Raw genomic sequence first — 19,067 nt, forward strand, 5'->3', positions numbered from 1 at the left:
CCGCCCTCGATACCATACGGGTGTATAGCGGGCTTGCACTTTAGCGTGAGCGTTTCCCACCAAAAGATACTGCGAGGGCCTTTCGTGCAGGCCTCAACCAGAAACGGTCTGATCGACCAGGCGCAGGCTGTCTCGTCCGCCACGCTTGGACTGATAGAGCGCCGCATCGCTTTGCTCGATCAATGCCGCCAGGCTAGCGGGGGGATGGTCGAACAGGTTGGCGCCGATGCTCAGGGTCACCGCTTCCGGGGTGGCGAAGGTGTGGGTCGCAGCGTGGTGAAACTGCTCACGTAGCGCGTTGCCCAGCCCCAGGATCTGCTCCTGCGAGGCATTGCTTAGCAGAATCACGAACTCGTCACCGCCCAGGCGAGCCGCCAATGCGCCTTCGGGCAAGACTGAACGGATCATCCCGCTCAGCGTCACCAAAAGGCGGTCGCCTGCGGTATGGCCGTAGAGGTCGTTGACCTGCTTGAAGTTGTCGATATCGATCAACAGCAAGGCGCCGGGGCGAGCCGGCGAGACGTATTCGAGCAGGCGCGTTGCTCGGACTTCGAGCGCGCGGCGGTTGTAAAGGGAGGTCAACGGATCACGGGCGGCCAGCCGGGCGATGTGTTTCTCGCGCCGGTAGCGCTCGGTGCCGGTCATGGACAAGGCGATCAGCATGATCGCCATCGCGCCCTCGACCAGGGATATCTGAATGATCTCGCCACGAAAGGCGGCAAGATCGATCAGCGTCCCGGGAACGATCGCAGTGATCGACTTGGCCAGATAGAACAGCCCATGCACCAGCAGCACATAACGCAGTTGCACCGCGCCCACGCTCAACGACCTGCCATGGGGGCGTAGGAGGAAACTGGCCCTGAGTGTCGTCACCGCCACCAGCAGCGAATTGGCCAGCAGCATGACCTTGGACCACGACGGCTCGTCCGGTAACAACAGCAAGGCCATCCAGGCAACAAAGATCAGGTACCAGGCACGGGACAGGCGCGTCTGCGTGAAGCGTGCGACACCCAGCAGGAAACACCAGTGGGCCACCACCAGCAGGCCGTTGGCGAACCAGATGCCGACCAGCAACAGCCCGGAACTGCGCAGCAAGGCGAGGGTCGAGCCCAGGGTGATCGTGGCGAAACCTGCGCTCCAGAACAGCAGCGAGGGCTCGCGAATGCTGCGCCATTCGATCGCCAGGTACAGCGCGGCAGCCGCTGCGAGGGCGATCGAGAGTGTCAACATCGTGGGAGGGTCGAGCGCCATAACCTGGAGAACCTTTCTGATCTGCGGTGAAAGGCGTGATTGTAAATGCTCGGGCCGGTTTTTCGCAGATCCTGCTGCCCATCAATGACTCAGCGGGCCTGCCAATCACGCAGCCATTGCAGACCTTCGCTGGTGTTGCCGCGTGGCCGGTACTCGCAACCCACCCATCCGCTGTAGCCCAGCTCATCAATCAGATTGAACAGGTAGGGATAGTTCAACTCGTTGTGCAGGTCCGGTTCGTGGCGATCCGGCACGCCCGCGATCTGGATATGACCGATGCCGGCGAAATCCCGACGCAGATTCGTCGCCACGTCACCCTCGACGATCTGACAATGGTAGATGTCGAACTGGACCTTGAGATTGTCCTTGCCGACCGCTTTGCAGATCGCCTGTGCCTGATGCTGGTGGTTGAGGAAGAAGCCCGGAATGTCACGGGTGTTTATCGGCTCGAGCAATACCGTGACGCCGACTTTGGCGGCTTCTGTTGCGGCGTGGCTGAGGTTTTCCAGGTAGGTCTCCTGGTGTCGGGCACGGTCGGCTTCACTCGTCAGCAGGCCGGCCATGACGTGGATGCGGTCATTGCCGAGGATCGCGGCATACTCCAGGGCCTGGTCGAAACCGGCGCGAAACTCCGCTTCACGGCCAGGCAAGGACACGGTGCCTTTTTCGCCCGCCGCCATATTGCCCGGCGGCGCGTTGAACAGGGCCTGCACCAGGCCGTTGTCGTCGAGCCGCTGTTTCAATTGTTGCGCGCTGTAGTCGTAGGGGAACATGTATTCCACCGCCTGGAAACCGTCGGCGGCGGCCGCGGCGAAGCGGTCGAGGAAATCGTGTTCCGGGTAGAGCATGCTGAGGTTGGCAGCGAAACGAGGCATGGAGACTCCTGAAGTCGAAAATAAAAGCGTAAGGCTTTTGTAGGAGCAAGCTTGCTCGCGATGGAGGCCAACGATAACGCGGGAAACCTGACACGCCGCAGGGCTCTCAGGTTTTTCGCGAGCAAGCTCGCTCCTACAATTGAACAGCCTAAGGCCACGGTGTTACCACTGCACGCCAAAAACTTCGCGCAACTCATCCAGTGCCGCCTGGTCGAGCGGAGCCGGTTTGGGGTTGCTCATCAGCCACAGGCGCGCGGTTTCTTCCAGCTCCTCCAGGGCGTAGCTCGCCCTCGACACCGAGCTTTCCCACACCACCGGACCCAGCCGCTCGAGCATGACCCCGCGCACGCTGTTGGCCAGTTGCGCGACACGCTCGGCCACCTTCGGCGAGCCGGGACGTTCATAGGCGATCAACGGGATGTGCCCGACCTTCATCACCTGGTAGGGGGTCAGCGGCGGCAGGATGTCATCCTGCTGCCAGACCCCGGCCAGCGTCAACGCCACCAGGTGCGTCGAGTGGGTGTGGACCACGCCGCCGACACCCGGGTTGCGATCATAGACCTCACGGTGCAAGGCCAGGGTCTTTGACGGTTTGTCGCCGCTGACCCATTCCCCCGCCAGGTTGACCTTGGATATCGCCGCCGGGTCCAGACGGCCCAGGCAAGCGTCCGTGGGCGTGATCAGCCAGCCATCGTCGAGGCGGGCGCTGATGTTGCCGGCACTGCCGACCGTGTAGCCGCGGCTGTATAGCAGGCCGCCGACGTCACAGATTTCTTCGCGCAGGGCGTTTTCATTGTTCATGCTGGAACTCCCGCCAGGTGCTTGAGCGCCTTGGCGAAGAAGTCCGGGCCACCGAAGTTGCCGGACTTGAGCGCCAGGGCCATGGGTTCCCCAGGCGTGCTGACACAGGCGGGCACGCCCGGGTCAATTTGCGCACCGATCTGCAATAGCTGGATATCCAGGGCTTGCACCACTGCCCCGGACGTTTCTCCGCCGGCGACCACAAAGCGCCGGACCCCGGCCTGGTGCAGCCCGCTGGCGATTCGGCCCATGGCCTGCTCGACCATGTTTCCCGCGCGCTCGGTCCCCAGCTCGCGTTGTACGGTCTTTACCTCATCCGGGGAGCTGGTGGCGTAGATCAACACCGGTTCGGCATGATCAGCGGCGAAGGCTATTGCCTGCTCGATGACCGGCTGTCCCGCCGCCAACGCCAGCGGATCGATACGAAAGGCCGGGCGACCTGCCTGCAGCCAGGTCGCCACTTGCCCATTGGTGGCTTGCGAAGCGCTGCCCGCGAGCACCACTTCGCCGCCTTCGACCGCAGGTACACGGGCGGCATCCAGATCGCGCAGTTTACCGGCACGGCGGAAATTATCCGGCAAGCCCAGTGCCAGGCCTGAGCCTCCCGTCAGCAGCGCCAGACCGGCACAGGCTTCGCCCAGCCGATGCAGGTCCGCGTCGGACACGGCATCGGCAACCGCCAGGCGCACACCCTCGGCGCGCAGCTGCGTCATGCGGGCGCGAATGCGCTCGACGCCCTGGGTCACGCTGTCATAACGCAGCAGGCCGACCTTGCCTTGGCTCTGCGATTGCAGGACCCGAACCAGGTTCGCGTCAGTCATCGGGGTCAGCGGGTGATGCTGCATGCCCGACTCGCTGAGCAACTGGTCCTGGACGAACAAATGCCCGCGAAACACCGTGCGGCCGTTTTCCGGGAAGGCCGGGCAGGCGAGGGTGAAATCGCTGTCCAGCGCCTCCAGCAGGGCTTCGCTGACCGGGCCGATGTTGCCGGCGGCGGTCGAGTCGAAGGTCGAGCAGTATTTGAAGAAAATCTGTTCGCAGCCACGCTCACGCAACCAGCGCAGTGCTTCGAGCGACTCCTTTACGGCATCGGCGGCCGGCACGGTCCGGGACTTCAGGGCGATGACGATCGCGTCGGCATCGAGTTGGCCGGCGACCTCGGCAGTGGGGATGCCGATGCTTTGCACGGTGCGCATGCCGCCGCGCACCAGCATGTTGGCCAGGTCAGTGGCACCGGTGAAATCGTCCGCGATGCAGCCCAGCAGGGGGCGGGCAGGGGCATTCAACATGTCGAGCTCCTCCATCGGTTTAGCCGGGCAGATATTCAGTGATGAACTGCTGGATCACGGCGCTGAACGCCTCATCCGCCTTGAACCCCAAGTCCCGGGAATAGGTGGCGCAGAAGGACCCTGGCCATGAACCGACGATGCGCTCGATCGCCGGATTGCGCTCCAGGCGAATCCGCGCGGCCACTTGCGCACCCGCGATCTGGCGCAGGGCATCGATCATCCGTTCGACGGTAATCGACAGGCCCGGCATGTTGATCACCCGGCCCTCGGTCAATTGCGCGCCGGATAGCTCATGACCATGGATCAGGTTTTCAATCGCCAGCCTTGGCGACATCAGCCAGAGCCGCGTATCGAGGGCTACCGGACACACGCTGGGCTGGCCGTTGAGCGGTTCGCGGATGATCCCGCTGGCGAAACTCGAAGCGGCCAGGTTGGGTTTGCCCGGGCGCACCACGATGGTCGGCATGCGCAGGCTGCGGCCGTCGACGAAACCGCGGCGGCTGTAGTCAGCGAGCAGCAGGTCGTTCATGGCTTTTTGCGTGCCATAGGAACTCTGCGGAGCCCAGACCTGATCGTCACGCACCTGTTCCGGCAATTGCCCGCCGAACACCGCAACGGAGCTGGTCATCACCCATTTCGGGCAGGTGCCGAGCAGGCGAATGCGTTCGAGCATGCTCTGGGTCGCGGTGAAATTGATGCGCATGCCCAGTTCGAAATCGGCCTCCGCCTGGCTGGAAACCACCGCAGCCAGATGGAAGATGCTGTCGGTGCCGGCATCGATCAGGCTGTCCAGCACTTCAGGGTCGGCGATATCGCCACACACCACCGTTACCCGCGGATCATCGATGCCTTCGAGCGCGACCATGTCGAAGGCGACGATTTGCCTGATCGGTTGAGACTGGCCTGCGCGGTCGGTGAGCGAGCCACGGGACAGCAGGGCCTGGATCAGACGGCGGCCAAGGAAGCCGGCTGCACCGGTCACGAGAATTTTCATGAGTTACTCCAAACGTCAACGGTTGACGAGCTTTCCGGGAATTCTGAAGACCAGCAGGGCACCGAGGAACAGCGCGCTTGCCATCACGTACATGCCGATCGTGGTGCTGTGGGTGGTGTCCTTGAGGAAACCCATCAGGTACGGCGAGACGAAGCCCGCCAGGTTGCCCCAGGAGTTGATCAGAGCAATGCCGGCGGCCGCAGCGGTGCCGCCGAGGAAGGCAGTCGGCAGGCTCCAGAACAGCGGCAGGGTGCTCATCGCCCCCATGGAACCGAGGGTCAGGCCGATCATGGAAATCGTGAAGTTGTCGCTCCAGGTGGCGGAGATGAACAGGCCGATGCCGCCCAGCACCGCGGTCAGCGCCAGGTGCCAGCGACGCTCGCGCAACCGGTCGGCGCTGCGCGACACCAGGATCATGGTCATGGCCGCGGCGGCATAAGGGATGGCGGTGAGCATGCCGACCTGCAATACATCACTGACACCGGCCTGGCGGATCAGCGTCGGCAGCCAGAAACCGACGGTGTAGAAGCCGGCGATCATGCAGAAATAGATGGCCGTCAGCAGCCAGATGCGCGGCTGCAGGAACACCTCTTTCAGGCTGTGGGTCTGGTGGCCTGCGGTTTCGGCGTCGATGCGGGTCTGCAGCAGGTGTTTCTCTTCGCTGGTCAGCCAGCTCGCTTTGGAGATCCGGTCGCTGAGGCAGAAGATCACCAGGATGCCGACGGCGATCGAAGGCAGCCCTTCGAGGAAGAACAGCCATTGCCAGCCGGCAAACCCATGGTCACCGTTGAAGGCGCTCATGATCCAGCCGGACAGGGGCGCACCAATCAGCCCGGACAGCGGCACTGCCGTGGCGAACAGGGCATACATCTTGCCGCGGCGATGGGTCGGGAACCAGTAGGACAGATAGAGGATGACACCCGGGTAGAACCCGGCCTCGGCGATGCCCAGCAGGAAGCGCATGATGTAGAAGGACATGGGCGTGCTGACCAGGGCCATGGCCGAGGAAATGATGCCCCAGGTGATCATGATGCGCGCGATCCACAACCGCGCGCCGACCCGATGCAGGATCAGGTTGCTGGGAATTTCCACGAGGAAGTAGGCAATGAAGAAGATCCCTGCGCCCAGGCCATAGACGGCTTCGGAAAATTGCAGATCGTCGGACATCTGCAGTTTGGCGAAACCCACGTTCACCCGGTCCAGATAGGCGACGAGGTAGCACAGCAACAACAACGGCAGGATTCGCCACGCGACCTTGCGATACGCCAGGTCCTCGAAGCGATCGGCGGGCGCGATGGCACCGGTTTGAATCACTGATTCAGTCATGTGTTTCCCCCATCCTTATTTTTGTAGTGGGTGACGTTTTTTTATCGGAGTAACATGAAGGTCGGTTTTTTATCATAATACGTCATACGAATTCAAGGCGTATAAGTCAGGGAGGACGACGGGTCTAAAATGCAGTACCGTTCACCGATTTGAGCCCAGAGATGCCTATGCCCACTCCTGATAAATCCCCCTGTTCCGCCGAGGCGCTGGCCGTTCTGAAGGACTCCGCCAAGGGCACGCTGTCCGATCAGGTGACGGCGGCCCTGAAGGCCTATATCGCCAACGGCGAAGTGCTGCCGGGCGCTCGCCTGCCCACGGAACCCGTGCTGTCGGAGCGTTTCGGGGTCAGCAGGACGGTCATCCGCGAGGCGATCTCGCGCCTCAAGTCTGCCGGTCTGGTCGAGGTCCGCCAGGGCAGCGGCACTGTCGTCAGCGAAGGCGCGCACATCAAGGCGTTTACCATCGACCTGGATGTCAGCGGGTCGATCGAGGCGGTATTGCGGGTCACCGAGCTGCGCCGCGGTATCGAAGGGGAGGCGGCGGCCCTGGCGGCACAGCGGCATTCGCCGGCGCAGCTGGAGGCCATCCACCAGGCGCTGAAGGCCATCGATGCCGCCGAGCAGGCGGGGCGCGATGGCGTCGAGGAAGACCTGGGCTTCCATCACTCCATTTCCAGGGCAACGGGCAATCCTCTGTACCCGTCACTGCACGAATTCATCGCGCAGTACATCAAGGAGGCGATCCGCATCACCCGCTCCAACGAGGAACGCCGCCGCGACCTGGCCAAGACGGTGCGGGTCGAACACTTTGCCGTCTACGCAGCCATCGCCGCCCGCGACCCCGAAGGCGCACGCCATGCTGCGCTCAACCACATCAATAATGCGGTAGAGCGACTCAAGAGCGCCGATCCCGCGTTCTGGCAGAACCCGGGGGCGAGAACCTCGTAACTCCGAGCGCGTTCACCGCGAACCTGTAGGAGCCGGCTTGCCGGCGATGGTGGCCTTGAATGTTGCGGTGATCTTTTGGGCCTCTTCGCTGGCAAGCCAGCTCCTACAATGTTTTGTGTTGGGCGTGGAGGCGTGGGCACCGCGGACCTGTAGGAGCCGGCTTGCCGGCGATGGCGTCTTCGAACATTGCGTTGACCTTTCGGGCCTCATCGCTGGCAAGCCAGCTCCTACAATGGTTTGTGTTGGGCGTGGAGGCGCGGTCGCCGCGGACCTGTACGAGCCGGCTTGCCGGCGAAGGCGTCTTCGAATATTGCGTTGACCTTTCGGGCCTCATCGCTGGCAAGCCAGCTCCTACAATGTTTTGTGTTGAGCATGGAGGCGCGGTCGCCGCGGACCTGTAGGAGCCGGCTTGCCGGCGATGGCGGCCTTGAATGTTGCGGTGATCTTTCGGGCCTCTTCGCTGGCAAGCCAGCTCCGACAATGTTTTGTGTTGGGCGTGGAGGCGTGTTCGCCGCGGACCTGTACGAGCCGGCTTGCCGGCGAAGGCGGTCTTGAATAGTGCGGTGATCTTTTGGGCCTCTTCGCTGGCAAGCCAGCTCCTACAATGGTTTGTGTTGGGCGTGGAGGCGTGTTCGCCGCGGACCTGTAGGAGCCGGCTTGCCGGCGATGGTGGCCTTGAATGTTGCGGTGATCTTTTGGGCCTCTTCGCTGGCAAGCCAGCTCCTACAATGAATTGTGTTGGGCGTGGAGGCGTGGTCGCCGGGGACCTGTAGGAGCCGGCTTGCCGGCGAAGGCGTCTTCGAATATTGCGTTGACCTTTCGGGCCTCATCGCTGGCAAGCCAGCTCCGACAATGTTTTGTGTTGGGCGTGGAGGCGTGTTCGCCGCGGACCTGTACGAGCCGGCTTGCCGGCGATGGTGGCCTTGAATGTTGCGGTGATCTTTTGGGCCTCTTCGCTGGCAAGCCAGCTCCTACAATGAATTGTGTTGGGCGTGGAGGCGTGTTCGCCGCGGACCTGTAGGAGCCGGCTTGCCGGCGAAGGCGGCCTTGAATGTTGCGGTGATCTTTTGGGCCTCTTCGCTGGCAAGCCAGCTCCTACAATGTTTTGTGTTGGGCATGGAGGCGCGGTCGCCGCGGACCTGTAGGAGCCGGCTTGCCGGCGATGGCGGCCTTGAATATTGCGGTGATCTTTTGGGCCTCTTCGCTGGCAAGCCAGCTCCGACAATGTTTTGTGTTGGGCGTGGAGGCGTGTTCGCCGCGGACCTGTACGAGCCGGCTTGCCGGCGAAGGCGTCTTCGAATATTGCGTTGACCTTTCGGGCCTCTTCGCTGGCAAGCCAGCTCCTACAATGGTTTGTGTTGGGCGTGGAGGCATGGGCACCGCGGACCTGTAGGAGCCCGGCTTGCCGGCGATGGCGGCCTTGAATAGTGCGGTGATCTTTTGGGCCTCTTCGCTGGCAAGCCAGCTCCTACAATGGTTTGTGTTGAGCGTGGAGGCGCGGACGCCGCGGACCTGTAGGAGCCGGCTTGCCGGCGAAGGCGTCTTCGAACATTGCGTTGACCTTTCGGGCCTCTTCGCTGGCAAGCCAGCTCCTACAATGTTTTTGTTGGGCATGGAGGCGTGGGCACCGCGGACCTGTAGGAGCCGGCTTGCCGGCGAAGGCGGTCTTGAATAGTGCGGTGATCTTTTGGGCCTCTTCGCTGGCAAGCCAGCTCCTACAATGGTTTGTGTTGGGCGTGGAGGCGCGGTCGCCGCGGACCTGTAGGAGCCGGCTTGCCGGCGATGGCGGCCTTGAATGTTGCGGTGATCTTTTGGGCCTCTTCGCTGGCAAGCCAGTTCCTACAATGGTTTGTGTTGGGCATGGAGGCGTGGGCACCGCGGACCTGTAGGAGCCGGCTTGCCGGCGATGGCGGCCTTGAATGTTGCGGTGATCTTTTGGGCCTCTTCGCTGGCAAGCCAGCTCCTACAATGGTTTGTGTTGGGCGTGGAGGCGTGGGCACCTCGGACCTGTAGGAGCCGGCTTGCCGGCGAAGGCGGTCTTGAATAGTGCGGTGATCTTTTGGGCCTCTTCGCTGGCAAGCCAGCTCCTACAATGGTTTGTGTTGGGCGTGGAGGCGTGTTCGCCGCGGACCTGTAGGAGCCGGCTTGCCGGCGAAGGCGGCCTTGAATAGTGCGGTGATCTTTTGGGCCTCTTCGCTGGCAAGCTCCTACAATGTTTTGTGTTGGGCGTGGAGGCGTGTTCGCCGCGGACCTGTAGGAGCCGGCTTGCCGGCGAAGGCGGTCTTGAATAGTGCGGTGATCTTTTGGGCCTCTTCGCTGGCAAGCCAGCTCCTGCAATGGTTTGTGTTGGGCGTGGAGGCGCGGTCGCCGCGGACCTGTAGGAGCCGGCTTGCCGGCGAAGGCGGTCTTGAATAGTGCGGTGATCTTTTGGGCCTCTTCGCTGGCAAGCCAGCTCCTACAATGGTTTGTGTTGAGCATGGAGGCGCGGTCGCCGCGGACCTGTAGGAGCCGGCTTGCCGGCGATGGCGGCCTTGAATAGTGCGGTGATCTTTTGGGCCTCTTCGCTGGCAAGCCAGCTCCTACAGTGATTTGTGTTGAACATCGGCCTCACAGCAGACTCCACGACACCCCGACATACACCGCCATGCCCTCTCCGGGAGTCGACCGCGCCGCATCCAGCCCCTTGTCGTCGTAGCCCGGCGTGACGGTGGCGGCGTAGTGCTTGTCGGTGAGGTTGCGCATGTCCACCCACGTCTGCCAGTCACCCTTGGGCGCGTTGTAGCCCAGGGTCGCGCCAAACAGTGCGTAGGGATCGGCGTAGTAGCTGTTGGCGTAATCGACTGCCACCTTGGACACCCATTGTGTGTTGAGCGCGGCGAAGAAGCCCTGGGGCCAGTCGTAGCGCAGTTCGCCCTGGTAGTAGTGCATCGGCAGTCCCGGCAGGCGGTTGTCGCCGAAGCGTTCGTCGTCGCGGTAGTGGAAGTCGCTGAAGGTATAGCTCTGGCGCAGGCTCAGTTCACCGCCGTCACCGCCCGACCACAGGTTGCTCAGCAGGCTGGCTTCCACGCCCTGGTGCACGGTCGGGCTGGCGTTGAGCTCGTAGGGCGTGGTGGCGTTGGCGTCCGGCAACACCGAGAGCAGTTCGTGGCGCACCTGGGCGTAGTACCAGGCCAGGCTCCATTGGCCCATCGCGCTGTCGCCGCGACCGCCGAGCTCCAGGGTGGTCGCGGTCTGGTTCTGCAGTTCGATCGGATCGCGCTGGGTGCCGGTGGCGGGGCCGCTGCCGGCCGGGAAGCGAACGTTGGAGCTGTAGATCAGCGACCAGGGGTGCGGCGCCTCGACCGAGCGGCTGAGGTTGCCGAACAGTTGCAGGTCGGGTGTCAGTTGGTAGCGCAGGCCCAGGCGCGGGGCGTAGTCCCAGTCGCCCATACTGGTCTTGCCACCGCCTTGCGGGTAAGTCACCGCGCTTTCCCGGCGGGTGTAGATGGCCGCCAGGCCAGTGGTCAGCCACAGGTCGTCGGCGATTTCCAGGTCATTGCCCACGTGCAGGACGCTGTCCGAACCCTGGTAGGTGAAGTTGCGCATGGCCGTGCCCGGCGCATAACCGGCAGTGTTGCCGCTGGGGATGCGTACTTCTTCACTGGCACCGGCGTTGGGCAGGTGCTTGGTCACGCGCAGGCCCAAGGTGCTTTGGCTCTGCAGGCCCCAGAGGGTGTCGCGACGCTTGTAGTCGAAGGTGCCGCTGACATCGGTGTACGCCACTTTCAGGCGGTTGGGACCCTCGCGCAGGTCCATGGGGTAGTCATGGTAGGCAAGGCCGGCCTGGATGCTCGAATCGTCGTCGATGTAGTAGGTGGTCTTGTTGCCGATAAAGGTGCTGCCCGGCTGTTCGCGGCGATCGTCGCGCGCCACGTAGGCGGGGTTGGCCACACGCGGATCGTGCTCGATGCTGTGCTTGGTGACCCGACCGGCGAGGTCGTTGTCGGTCTGGCGATAGCGCAGGTAGAAGCGCGTTTCCAGGTTCGGGTTGAAGCGATAGCCGAAGTTGGCGATGACGCCCTGGCTGTCACTGGCGGTGTGATCCTGATAGCCGTCCGCGCGTGCATCGGTCAGGGCCATGTAGTAGTCGAAGTCGCCCAGCACCTGCCCGGAACTGACCTGGCGCTGCTGATAGCCGTGGCTGCCCGTCGCGTAGCGCACCTGTAGCTTGGGTGCGTTGTAGCCGGTGTGGCTGACGTAATCGATGGCCCCGCCCAGGGCCAGGGCGCCGCGGTCGAATCCGTTGGCGCCGCGCAGCACCTCGACATGGTCAAGCCACAGCGGCTCCAGCAGTTCATAGGGCGTGCCGCCAGGGCCGGTCAGCGGCAGACCGTCAAGCATGGCGTACAGGCCCGAGGCATGGGCGCCCGGCGCACGGTTGATCCCCGATCCGCGGATCGAGATCTTCACCCCTTCGTTGCCCGCCGACTGGGCATAGACACCTGGCTGATAGGCCAGCACATCCTGATTGCTCGCCACCCGGCCCTGCAATGGGCGGCGCATGTCGACCACGTTGGTGCCGCCGGGCACCTGTTCGAGTCGGGCCCTGGCGTCTTCGATCCCCTGGTCCTCGTCACTCTGGTCCTCGGCCCCGATCAGCACTTGCCCCAACTCCAGGCCCTGGGCCTCGGCTATCGCCGGACAGACGAGGGCCAGGCCGAGCAACGCGGCGGACAGGGAATGGGGCGAGGGCATTGGGAAAACTCCGGACAGGGGGAAACGGGCAGTGAAGTCTGCGACGTATGAAAGGACGAAGGGAGCACATGGGGATTTTGTTATTTTGTCGGGGGATCGGCAGGGGCGAGCTTGCCGTGAAATTGCGACCGCCAGCAAGCCGGTTCCTACAGATGTGCATATTGCCATGCATTCAACATGGCCCCACAAATCCTGTAGGAACTGGCCAGCGATGGCTGCCTGACAGCCGCTCCATCTCTCGCGGCTGCTCCTACAGTGTTTTGCGGTTCAACGCCGCTTCCGCCGCGGCGATTTCGGCCTGGCGCTTGACGATCACGTCGCCCACCGGCGGGCCCTGGAAGCGGCGTGCTTCAAAGCCGAACCAGACGATGGCCGTCAGCACCAGGAAGCCGATGGTGATGTACAACGCCCAGTCGTTCGGTGGCTGGATGCCGATGACGAAGATGATCACCATCGACAGCACCGAGAGCAGGGCAAACACCGTGTACCAGAAGCGCCCGATGTTCCACGGTCCCATGGTTGGCCACTTCGAGGTCCCGTAGGCAAACAGGCCCAGCACGATGGGAATGATGAAGGAGAAGAACAGGAAGATCACCGTGCAGGACACCACGATGGTGTAGACCGGAGTCTCGCCGACCGAGATCACCGATGAGCCCCAGTCGAACAGGACCGCGAGGGTAGCGCCGGTCCAGATCGCCGCCACCGGGCTGCGAAAGGTCGGCGAGACCGAGGACAGGGCTTTCGAGAAGGGCAGGCCGCCGTCACGGGAAAACGCGAAGATCATGCGCGAAACCGAGGTGACAGTGGCCAACCCGCAGAGCACCTGGGAGATGAAAATCGCCACGTACAGCGCGTCCTTGAGCAGCGGATTGACCTGGGTGTTCATCGCCCAGAAGAACACGTTCCAGCCTTGCTTGGCCGCCTCGTCCATGCTCGGCAGCATCAGCACGAAGGCGCTGAGCATCACCCAGCCGAACAGCAGCGACCAGACCACCGACATGACCATGCCCCGAGGCACCGACATGGCGGCATTGCGGGTTTCCTCGGAGGTGTGCGCGGAAGCGTCATAGCCGGTGATGGTGTAGATCGGCAGCAGCAGGCCGAGCATGAAGATCCAGCCGTTGGACACCTGTGGCCAGACGCTGCCGCCGGCCTCGCCGGAATAGTTGCCGAAGGTCACCAGCCGGGAGAACTCGAAACTGGGGGCCGAGATCAGGCAGACGATGGTCAGCGCCAGTGCGGTGGCGAAAATCAGGTAGCCGGAAAAATCCGTGAGCCTGGCGGTCAGGCCGATGCCCAGGTGATTGCACAGGGCCTGGAGCCCGGTGAGGATGGCGAGGAAGATCACCCGGGTGGTGGTGGTGTCCTCCATGCCCAGTGTCGGGCCGAAGGCGCCAAAGAAAAAGTAGTAGGTGCCGACGTTGATCGCACCGAGCACCGTGACCAGCCCCAGCAGGTTGAACCAGGCTGTGAGCCAGCCGGTGAAACGGTTGCCGAGGATCGAACCCCAGTGATACAGGCCGCCGGCGGTGGGGTAGGCCGAGGAAATCTGCGCCATGGCCAGGGCGAACACCCCGGAAATCAGGCAACCGATCGGCCAGCCGATGCCGATCGCGGCACCGCCGGCGCCCGAGGTGCCCTGGGCCAGTGAGTTGATGCCGCCGGAGAGGATGCAGATGATCGAAAAGGAAATCGCGAAGTTGGAGAAAACCCCCATTCGTCGCGACAGCTGCTGGGCATAGCCCATGCTGTGCAGCACCTTGACGTCATCGTCGTGCGGCGCGTCGGTGCCGGGCTGGCTTGCTGGGTTCATGCTGGTGTGCCCCTTCAGGTTTTGATACGCAGCCATCCGGGTCTCCGGATGGGTTGGCTTTCAACCCCTTGTCGTACTGCTCCTGTTTACAACCGCTAACCTGTTGCTGTTTCGATCATGGACCCTCGATCGAGTCAGAGTCGGCCGTGGAAAGCCGCCTGGAAAATTTCCGTCACGCCGGCCTTTGTCAACGGCAGCGGGTTGCCGCCGGCACTGGGGTCGACTATCGCCATGTCCGCGATGAGGTCAGCCTGCTGGTCATCCACTCCCAACTCGAACAGCGTATGCGGCACAGCAATGTCCTTGCGCAATTTGAGGACGAAGGCCAGGAAACTGTCGAAGCCCGGGGAGGGCAGGTGCAGATACGCGGCCAGCCGCGTGATGCGTTCCTCGATGGCCGGACGATTGAACTTCAGCACGTAGGGCATCAGGGTGGCGTTGGTCATGCCGTGGTGGGTGTCGTAGAGGGCGCCGATCGGATGCGCGAGGGCGTGCATCCCGCCCAGGCCTTTCTGGAAAGCAGTGGCGCCCATCGCCGCCGCCGCCAGCATTTGCCCGCGTGCATCGAGGTCCGACGGGGTGTGGACGGCGCGCACCAGGGCATTGCTCACCAGGCGCATGCCCTCGACGGCGATGCCATCGGCCATGGGGTGAAATCCCGGGGCACAGTACGACTCCAGGCAGTGCGCCAACGCGTCCATGCCCGTGCCAGCGGTGACTTTGGCCGGCATGCCGACGGTCAGGGCCGGGTCGCTGATGACCACTCGCGGCATCATTTTCGGGTGGAAGATAATGCGTTTGGTGTGGGTGCGATCGTCGATGATCACCGCCGCACGGCCCACTTCGGAGCCCGTACCCGCGGTGGTCGGCACCGCGATGATCGGGGCGATGCGGCTTTCATCGGCGCGGGTCCAGTAGTCGCCGATGTCTTCGAAATCCCAGACCGGACGGGTCTGGCCACTCATGAAGGCGATGAGCTTGCCCATGTCCAGGCCGCTGCCACCGCCAAAGGCCACCACGCCATCGTGGTTGCCCGCACGCCAGGCCTCGAGCCCGCCCGCCAGGTTGGCTTCGACCGGATTGGGCTTGAGGTCGCAGAACAACGCAGCACCCAGCCCCGCGTTACGTAAAGCGTCCAGAGCAGCCGTGGTGATCGACGCACGCCCCAGGCCACTGTCGGTGACCAGCAGCGGGCGCTGGATACCCTGGCTGCGACAGGTATCGGCCAGTTCCGCGATGCGGCCGACACCGAAGCGGATGCTCGTGGGGTAGTTCCAGTTTCCAGTCAGGCTCATGGCTCAGGTCTCGTGGCGCAGATGGAAGGATTTGGCGCGGGTCAGGTGGTCATAGCCCATGGGCGACAGGGTGACGCCGCGCCCACTGTTCCTCACCCCGGTCCAGGCCAGGGCCGGGTCCAGGTAATCGCAGCGATTCATGAACAGGGTGCCGGTGTCGATCTCGTCGCCCAGGCGTTCGGCGGCGACCAGGTCCCGGGTCCAGATCGACGCGCTGAGGCCGAACTCGCTGTCGTTCATCAGGGCGATGGCTTCTTCGTCGCTGTCCACCGGCATGATGCCGACCACCGGCCCGAAGCTTTCATCACGCATCACCGACATCTGATGATTGACCTCGACCAACACCTGCGGGGCGAGGTAGGCGCTGCCCGGCAAGTCGGCGGCAAAGGCATGCGGGTCGATCAGCGCCTTCGCGCCCAGGGCCTGCGCATCGGCAATCTGCCCGCGGACGAAATCCGCCGCGCCCGGACTCACCAGCGGGCCGAGGGTGGTGGCTTCGTCCAGCGGGTTACCGAGTACGTACTGACGGGTCAATTCGGCGAAGCGATCGACAAAGGCCGGGTAGATTTTCCGGTCGACGTAGATACGCTCCACGGCGCAGCAGCTCTGCCCGGAATTGAAGAAACTGCCGTCCACCAGGTTCTCCACCGCATGCTCGAGGTTGGCATCGGCCCGCACGTAGGCCGGGTCCTTGCCGCCGAGCTCAAGGCCCACGCGCAGGAAATCCTCGACCGCAGAGCGTTGCATTTCCAGGCCGGCCGCCACTGAGCCGGTGAAGTTCACCTGCTGCACCTGTCCGGAGCCGATGACCACCCCGGTATGGATGTGACTGAGCAGCAGGTTCTGGAACAGCCCCTCAGGCAGGTTGGCGCGGCGCATGGCTTCGGCAAAACGCTCGCCCACCAGCAGGGTTTGCGAAGCGTGCTTGAGGATCACGCTGTTGCCGGCCATCAGTGCCGGAATGATCGTATTCACTGCGGTGAGGTAGGGGTAATTCCACGGTGCGACCACCAGCACGGTACCCATTGGCTCGCGTTTGATATAGCGGCGAAAACCCGTGAGCGGATCGGCTTCGAGCGCCGCCAGGGCCTGCGCCGCAATGGCGATCATGTGCCGGGCACGCTCTTCGAAGCCGCGCAACTCGCCGGCGCCATAGCGCACCGGGCGGCCCATTTGCCAGGCCAGTTCGGGGACGATGTCATCCTTCATGGCCAGCATCGCGTCCACCGCGGCGCTGCAAAAAGCCGCGCGTTCGCTCACTGGCCGGCGCTTCCATTGCGCCTGGGCGGCTGTGGCCGCCGCCAGTGCCTGCTCGATTCGCACGATGTCGGCGTACTGGCGCTCGGCGAAGACCCGGCCATCGACCGGCGAGATGATTTGAACAGTGTTGGTCATGGTGCTCTCAGTAGCGCTCGAAGCCGCGCTGCAGTTCCCAGTCGGTGATGCGCCGGTCGTATTCTTTCTGTTCCCATTCGGCGGTGTGCACGTAGTGGTCGACCACCTCGTCGCCGAAGGCCTCGCGCAACATGCTTGAGCCTTGCAGTGCGGCACTGGCCTCGCGCAGGGTCTTGGAGACTTCTGGCAGATGCTCGTCAACGTAGGCATCGCCCTCGAAAGGCGCGGCGAGTTCGAGTTTTTCATCGATGCCCGCCAACCCGGCGGCGATCAGCGCGGCGAAGGCCAGGTAAGGGTTGAGGTCGGCACCGCCGATGCGGCATTCGATGCGGATCGACTTGCTGGCCTCGGCGCACAGGCGAAAACCGGCGGTGCGATTGTCCCGGCTCCAGACTGCACGGGTAGGGGCGAAGGTGCCGGCCTGGAAGCGCTTGTAGGAGTTGATGTAGGGCGCGAGGAAACAGGTGATGTCGTTGGCGTACTTGAGCTGTCCGGCCACCCAGGAACGCATCAGTTTCGACATGCCGAACTCGGCCTTGGCGTCGAAGAACAACGGCTTTTTGGCGTTCTTGTCCCACAGCGAATTGTGGATGTGGCTGCTGGAACCGGCGGCGTCATAGCGCCACTTGGCCATGAAGGTGATCGCCTTGCCCTGGAGCTGGGCGATCTCCTTGCACGCATGCTTGATGATGACGTGATGGTCGGCCATGGTCATGGCGTCGGCGTAGCGGATGTTGATTTCTTCCTGGCCGGGTCCCCATTCACCCTTGGAGTTTTCCACCGGGATGCCGCTGGCCTGCAGGTGCTTGCGGATCGCCCGCAGCACCGGCTCCTCGCGGGTGGTCTGCAGGATGTTGTAATCCTCGATGTAGTGCCCGGCGGTCTTCGGCTTGTGGTAGTTGCGCCTGTGGATGGCCTCGTAGCTCTCGTCGAACAGGTAGAACTCCAGTTCCGAGGCGAACATGCCGGTGTAGCCGCGTTCACGCAGGCGCTCGACCTGTTTTTTCAGGATCGCCCGCGGGCTGTGGGGCAGGTCCTGGCGATGGTGATGGTCGAGCACATCGCACAGCACCAGCGCCGTGCACTCGAGCCAGGGTACCTTGCGCAAGGTGCGCATGTCGGGCTTGAGCACGAAGTCGCCGTAGCCCTTGCTCCAGCTGGCGGCGGCATAACCCGGCACCGGCTCCATGTCGATGTCGTCGGCCAGCAGGTAATTGCAGCAGTGGGTTTCTTCATGGCCACTGTCGATGAAAAACTCGACCTGGAAACGCTTGCCCACCAGGCGGCCCTGCATGTCGACCATGCACACCAGGACAGTATCGATTTCGCCAGAGGCGGCAGCACGCTTGAGTTGGTCAAAACTGAGTAACGGCTCGGTCATCACGGCAATCCTGCGCAAATTGTCTGGGCCAGTCTGAGATAGCTGTTGCAGACGCTCTCCAGAAAAACCAACAACTGCCGCCGCGAGCATCAAGGGCAATAAGCTGACGTAAGCTTAGCCTACCGTCGCTTTTTGCAAGTTTTTGCTGTGAAGGCTTTGTTAGCCTCTTACAGTCGTTGAATGGCTACTTTCGAATCCAGGAAGAGGAGGGGCGGCATGCAGCAATTTACGGGTGGTTGTCTGTGTGGCGATGTCCGGCTTGTGGCGTCGGGGCAACCTTATCGGGTAGGCCTTTGCCACTGCCTGGACTGTCGCAAGCATCACGGGGCGCTCTTTTACGCCTCGGCGATATTCCCCGAGGACGCGGTGACGATCGAGGGCGAAACCCGGGACTACGCCGGGCGGCATTTCTGCCCTCGCTGTGGCTCGTCGGTGTTTGCCCGTAGCGATGACGAAATTGAAGTGAACCTGGGTTCATTCGATGCGCCCGACCAGTTCATGCCCACCTACGAATGCTGGACGGTGCGTCGCGAGGCCTGGTTGCCGGAGTTCCCGCTTGCTCGGCACTATAAGAGGGATCGAGAGGGCAGCGGTCGTCTGTAGGAGCTGGCTTGCCAGCGAAGGCGGCGTATCAGCCACCCGTGATGTTGGATGTGCCGGCCTCATCGCTGGCAAGCCAGCTCCTACAGTTGCCCGCAGCGCACACAAAAGCTGTGTATGGCACAAATTCCCTGTAGGAGCTGGCTTGCCAGCGAAGGCGGCGTATCAGTCACCCGTGATGTTGGATGTGCCGGCCTCATCGCTGGCAAGCCAGCTCCTACAGGTGCCCGCAGCGCACACAAAAGCTGTGTATGGCACAAATCCTGTAGGAGCTGGCTTGTCGGGTCGCCGCATCGCAGCGAAAGCGGCATATCAGTCACCCGTGATTTTGGGAGGTGTCCGTTAGGCGACATCTCCTGGCTTATT

General features: G+C 63.1%; 13 protein-coding genes. 2 read left to right on the forward strand and 11 right to left on the reverse strand.

The genetic code is table 11. From position 1 onward, the window contains the following. Positions 1-93 precede the first annotated feature (93 nt). From ACM6I6_RS12330 to ACM6I6_RS12355, 6 genes are all read right to left on the reverse strand, one after another. Positions 94-1,251 (reverse strand): GGDEF domain-containing protein, encoded by a 1,158-nt coding sequence (locus tag ACM6I6_RS12330; RefSeq protein WP_406592960.1) that lies wholly within the window; start codon positions 1,249-1,251, stop codon positions 94-96. A gap of 89 nt (positions 1,252-1,340) precedes the next feature. Next, on the reverse strand, positions 1,341-2,126 hold the full coding sequence (gene otnI / locus ACM6I6_RS12335) for a 2-oxo-tetronate isomerase (RefSeq protein ID WP_406592959.1): 786 nt from the start codon (positions 2,124-2,126) through the stop codon (positions 1,341-1,343). A gap of 162 nt (positions 2,127-2,288) precedes the next feature. Beyond that, positions 2,289-2,927: an aldolase gene (locus tag ACM6I6_RS12340; protein WP_274076231.1), complete on the reverse strand. Its 639-nt coding sequence runs from the start codon at positions 2,925-2,927 to the stop codon at positions 2,289-2,291. Next, positions 2,924-4,216 carry a 3-oxo-tetronate kinase gene (gene otnK / locus ACM6I6_RS12345; protein ID WP_414919959.1) on the reverse strand — a complete coding sequence of 431 codons (1,293 nt, stop codon included), beginning with the start codon at positions 4,214-4,216 and terminating at the stop codon, positions 2,924-2,926. The genes ACM6I6_RS12340 and otnK overlap by 4 nt, the downstream gene beginning before the upstream one ends. Positions 4,217-4,235: 19 nt before the next feature. Continuing rightward, a complete protein-coding gene (gene denD / locus ACM6I6_RS12350) occupies positions 4,236-5,210 on the reverse strand; it encodes a D-erythronate dehydrogenase (protein ID WP_274076233.1) in 975 nt (324 codons plus the stop codon). Positions 5,211-5,225: 15 nt separating this feature from the next. Then, positions 5,226-6,536: an MFS transporter gene (locus ACM6I6_RS12355; RefSeq protein WP_274076234.1), complete on the reverse strand. Its 1,311-nt coding sequence runs from the start codon at positions 6,534-6,536 to the stop codon at positions 5,226-5,228. 161 nt (positions 6,537-6,697) lie between these two features. Here ACM6I6_RS12355 and ACM6I6_RS12360 point away from each other — a divergent pair, with 161 nt between their 5' ends. Continuing rightward, complete coding sequence (locus ACM6I6_RS12360) at positions 6,698-7,483, forward strand: FadR/GntR family transcriptional regulator (protein WP_274076235.1); 786 nt, start codon at positions 6,698-6,700, stop codon at positions 7,481-7,483. 2,607 nt (positions 7,484-10,090) lie between these two features. Here ACM6I6_RS12360 and ACM6I6_RS12365 read toward each other — a convergent pair. The 5 genes from ACM6I6_RS12365 to ACM6I6_RS12385 form a co-directional block, all read right to left on the reverse strand. Next, positions 10,091-12,217, reverse strand: coding sequence for a TonB-dependent receptor family protein (locus ACM6I6_RS12365; RefSeq protein ID WP_414919960.1), 2,127 nt, complete (start codon positions 12,215-12,217; stop codon positions 10,091-10,093). Positions 12,218-12,467: 250 nt separating this feature from the next. After that, positions 12,468-14,030: an amino acid permease gene (locus ACM6I6_RS12370; RefSeq protein WP_323609141.1), complete on the reverse strand. Its 1,563-nt coding sequence runs from the start codon at positions 14,028-14,030 to the stop codon at positions 12,468-12,470. 134 nt (positions 14,031-14,164) lie between these two features. Beyond that, positions 14,165-15,325 (reverse strand): iron-containing alcohol dehydrogenase, encoded by a 1,161-nt coding sequence (locus ACM6I6_RS12375; protein ID WP_323628895.1) that lies wholly within the window; start codon positions 15,323-15,325, stop codon positions 14,165-14,167. 3 nt (positions 15,326-15,328) lie between these two features. Next, on the reverse strand, positions 15,329-16,720 hold the full coding sequence (locus tag ACM6I6_RS12380) for an aldehyde dehydrogenase family protein (RefSeq protein ID WP_414919961.1): 1,392 nt from the start codon (positions 16,718-16,720) through the stop codon (positions 15,329-15,331). 7 nt (positions 16,721-16,727) lie between these two features. Further along, a complete protein-coding gene (locus ACM6I6_RS12385; protein ID WP_323609134.1) occupies positions 16,728-18,101 on the reverse strand; it encodes a glutamine synthetase family protein in 1,374 nt (457 codons plus the stop codon). 216 nt (positions 18,102-18,317) lie between these two features. On the opposite strand from ACM6I6_RS12385, the gene ACM6I6_RS12390 reads away from it, so the two are divergent. After that, a complete protein-coding gene (locus ACM6I6_RS12390) occupies positions 18,318-18,704 on the forward strand; it encodes a GFA family protein (RefSeq protein WP_414919962.1) in 387 nt (128 codons plus the stop codon). Positions 18,705-19,067: the final 363 nt, after the last annotated feature.

It is taken from the genome of Pseudomonas sp. IT-P218 (assembly GCF_949767605.1).
Lineage (GTDB): Bacteria > Pseudomonadota > Gammaproteobacteria > Pseudomonadales > Pseudomonadaceae > Aquipseudomonas > Aquipseudomonas putida_AE.

Coding starts and splice junctions, on each gene's coding strand:
- ACM6I6_RS12360 (WP_274076235.1), top strand. CDS start 6,698: ATGCCTATGCCCACTCCTGATAAATCCCCCTGTTCCGCCGAGGCGCTG.
- ACM6I6_RS12380 (WP_414919961.1), bottom strand. CDS start 16,720: ATGACCAACACTGTTCAAATCATCTCGCCGGTCGATGGCCGGGTCTTC.
- ACM6I6_RS12370 (WP_323609141.1), bottom strand. CDS start 14,030: ATGAACCCAGCAAGCCAGCCCGGCACCGACGCGCCGCACGACGATGAC.
- otnK (WP_414919959.1), bottom strand. CDS start 4,216: ATGTTGAATGCCCCTGCCCGCCCCCTGCTGGGCTGCATCGCGGACGAT.
- ACM6I6_RS12330 (WP_406592960.1), bottom strand. CDS start 1,251: ATGGCGCTCGACCCTCCCACGATGTTGACACTCTCGATCGCCCTCGCA.
- ACM6I6_RS12375 (WP_323628895.1), bottom strand. CDS start 15,325: ATGAGCCTGACTGGAAACTGGAACTACCCCACGAGCATCCGCTTCGGT.
- ACM6I6_RS12355 (WP_274076234.1), bottom strand. CDS start 6,536: ATGACTGAATCAGTGATTCAAACCGGTGCCATCGCGCCCGCCGATCGC.
- ACM6I6_RS12340 (WP_274076231.1), bottom strand. CDS start 2,927: ATGAACAATGAAAACGCCCTGCGCGAAGAAATCTGTGACGTCGGCGGC.
- otnI (WP_406592959.1), bottom strand. CDS start 2,126: ATGCCTCGTTTCGCTGCCAACCTCAGCATGCTCTACCCGGAACACGAT.
- denD (WP_274076233.1), bottom strand. CDS start 5,210: ATGAAAATTCTCGTGACCGGTGCAGCCGGCTTCCTTGGCCGCCGTCTG.
- ACM6I6_RS12365 (WP_414919960.1), bottom strand. CDS start 12,217: ATGCCCTCGCCCCATTCCCTGTCCGCCGCGTTGCTCGGCCTGGCCCTC.
- ACM6I6_RS12390 (WP_414919962.1), top strand. CDS start 18,318: ATGCAGCAATTTACGGGTGGTTGTCTGTGTGGCGATGTCCGGCTTGTG.
- ACM6I6_RS12385 (WP_323609134.1), bottom strand. CDS start 18,101: ATGACCGAGCCGTTACTCAGTTTTGACCAACTCAAGCGTGCTGCCGCC.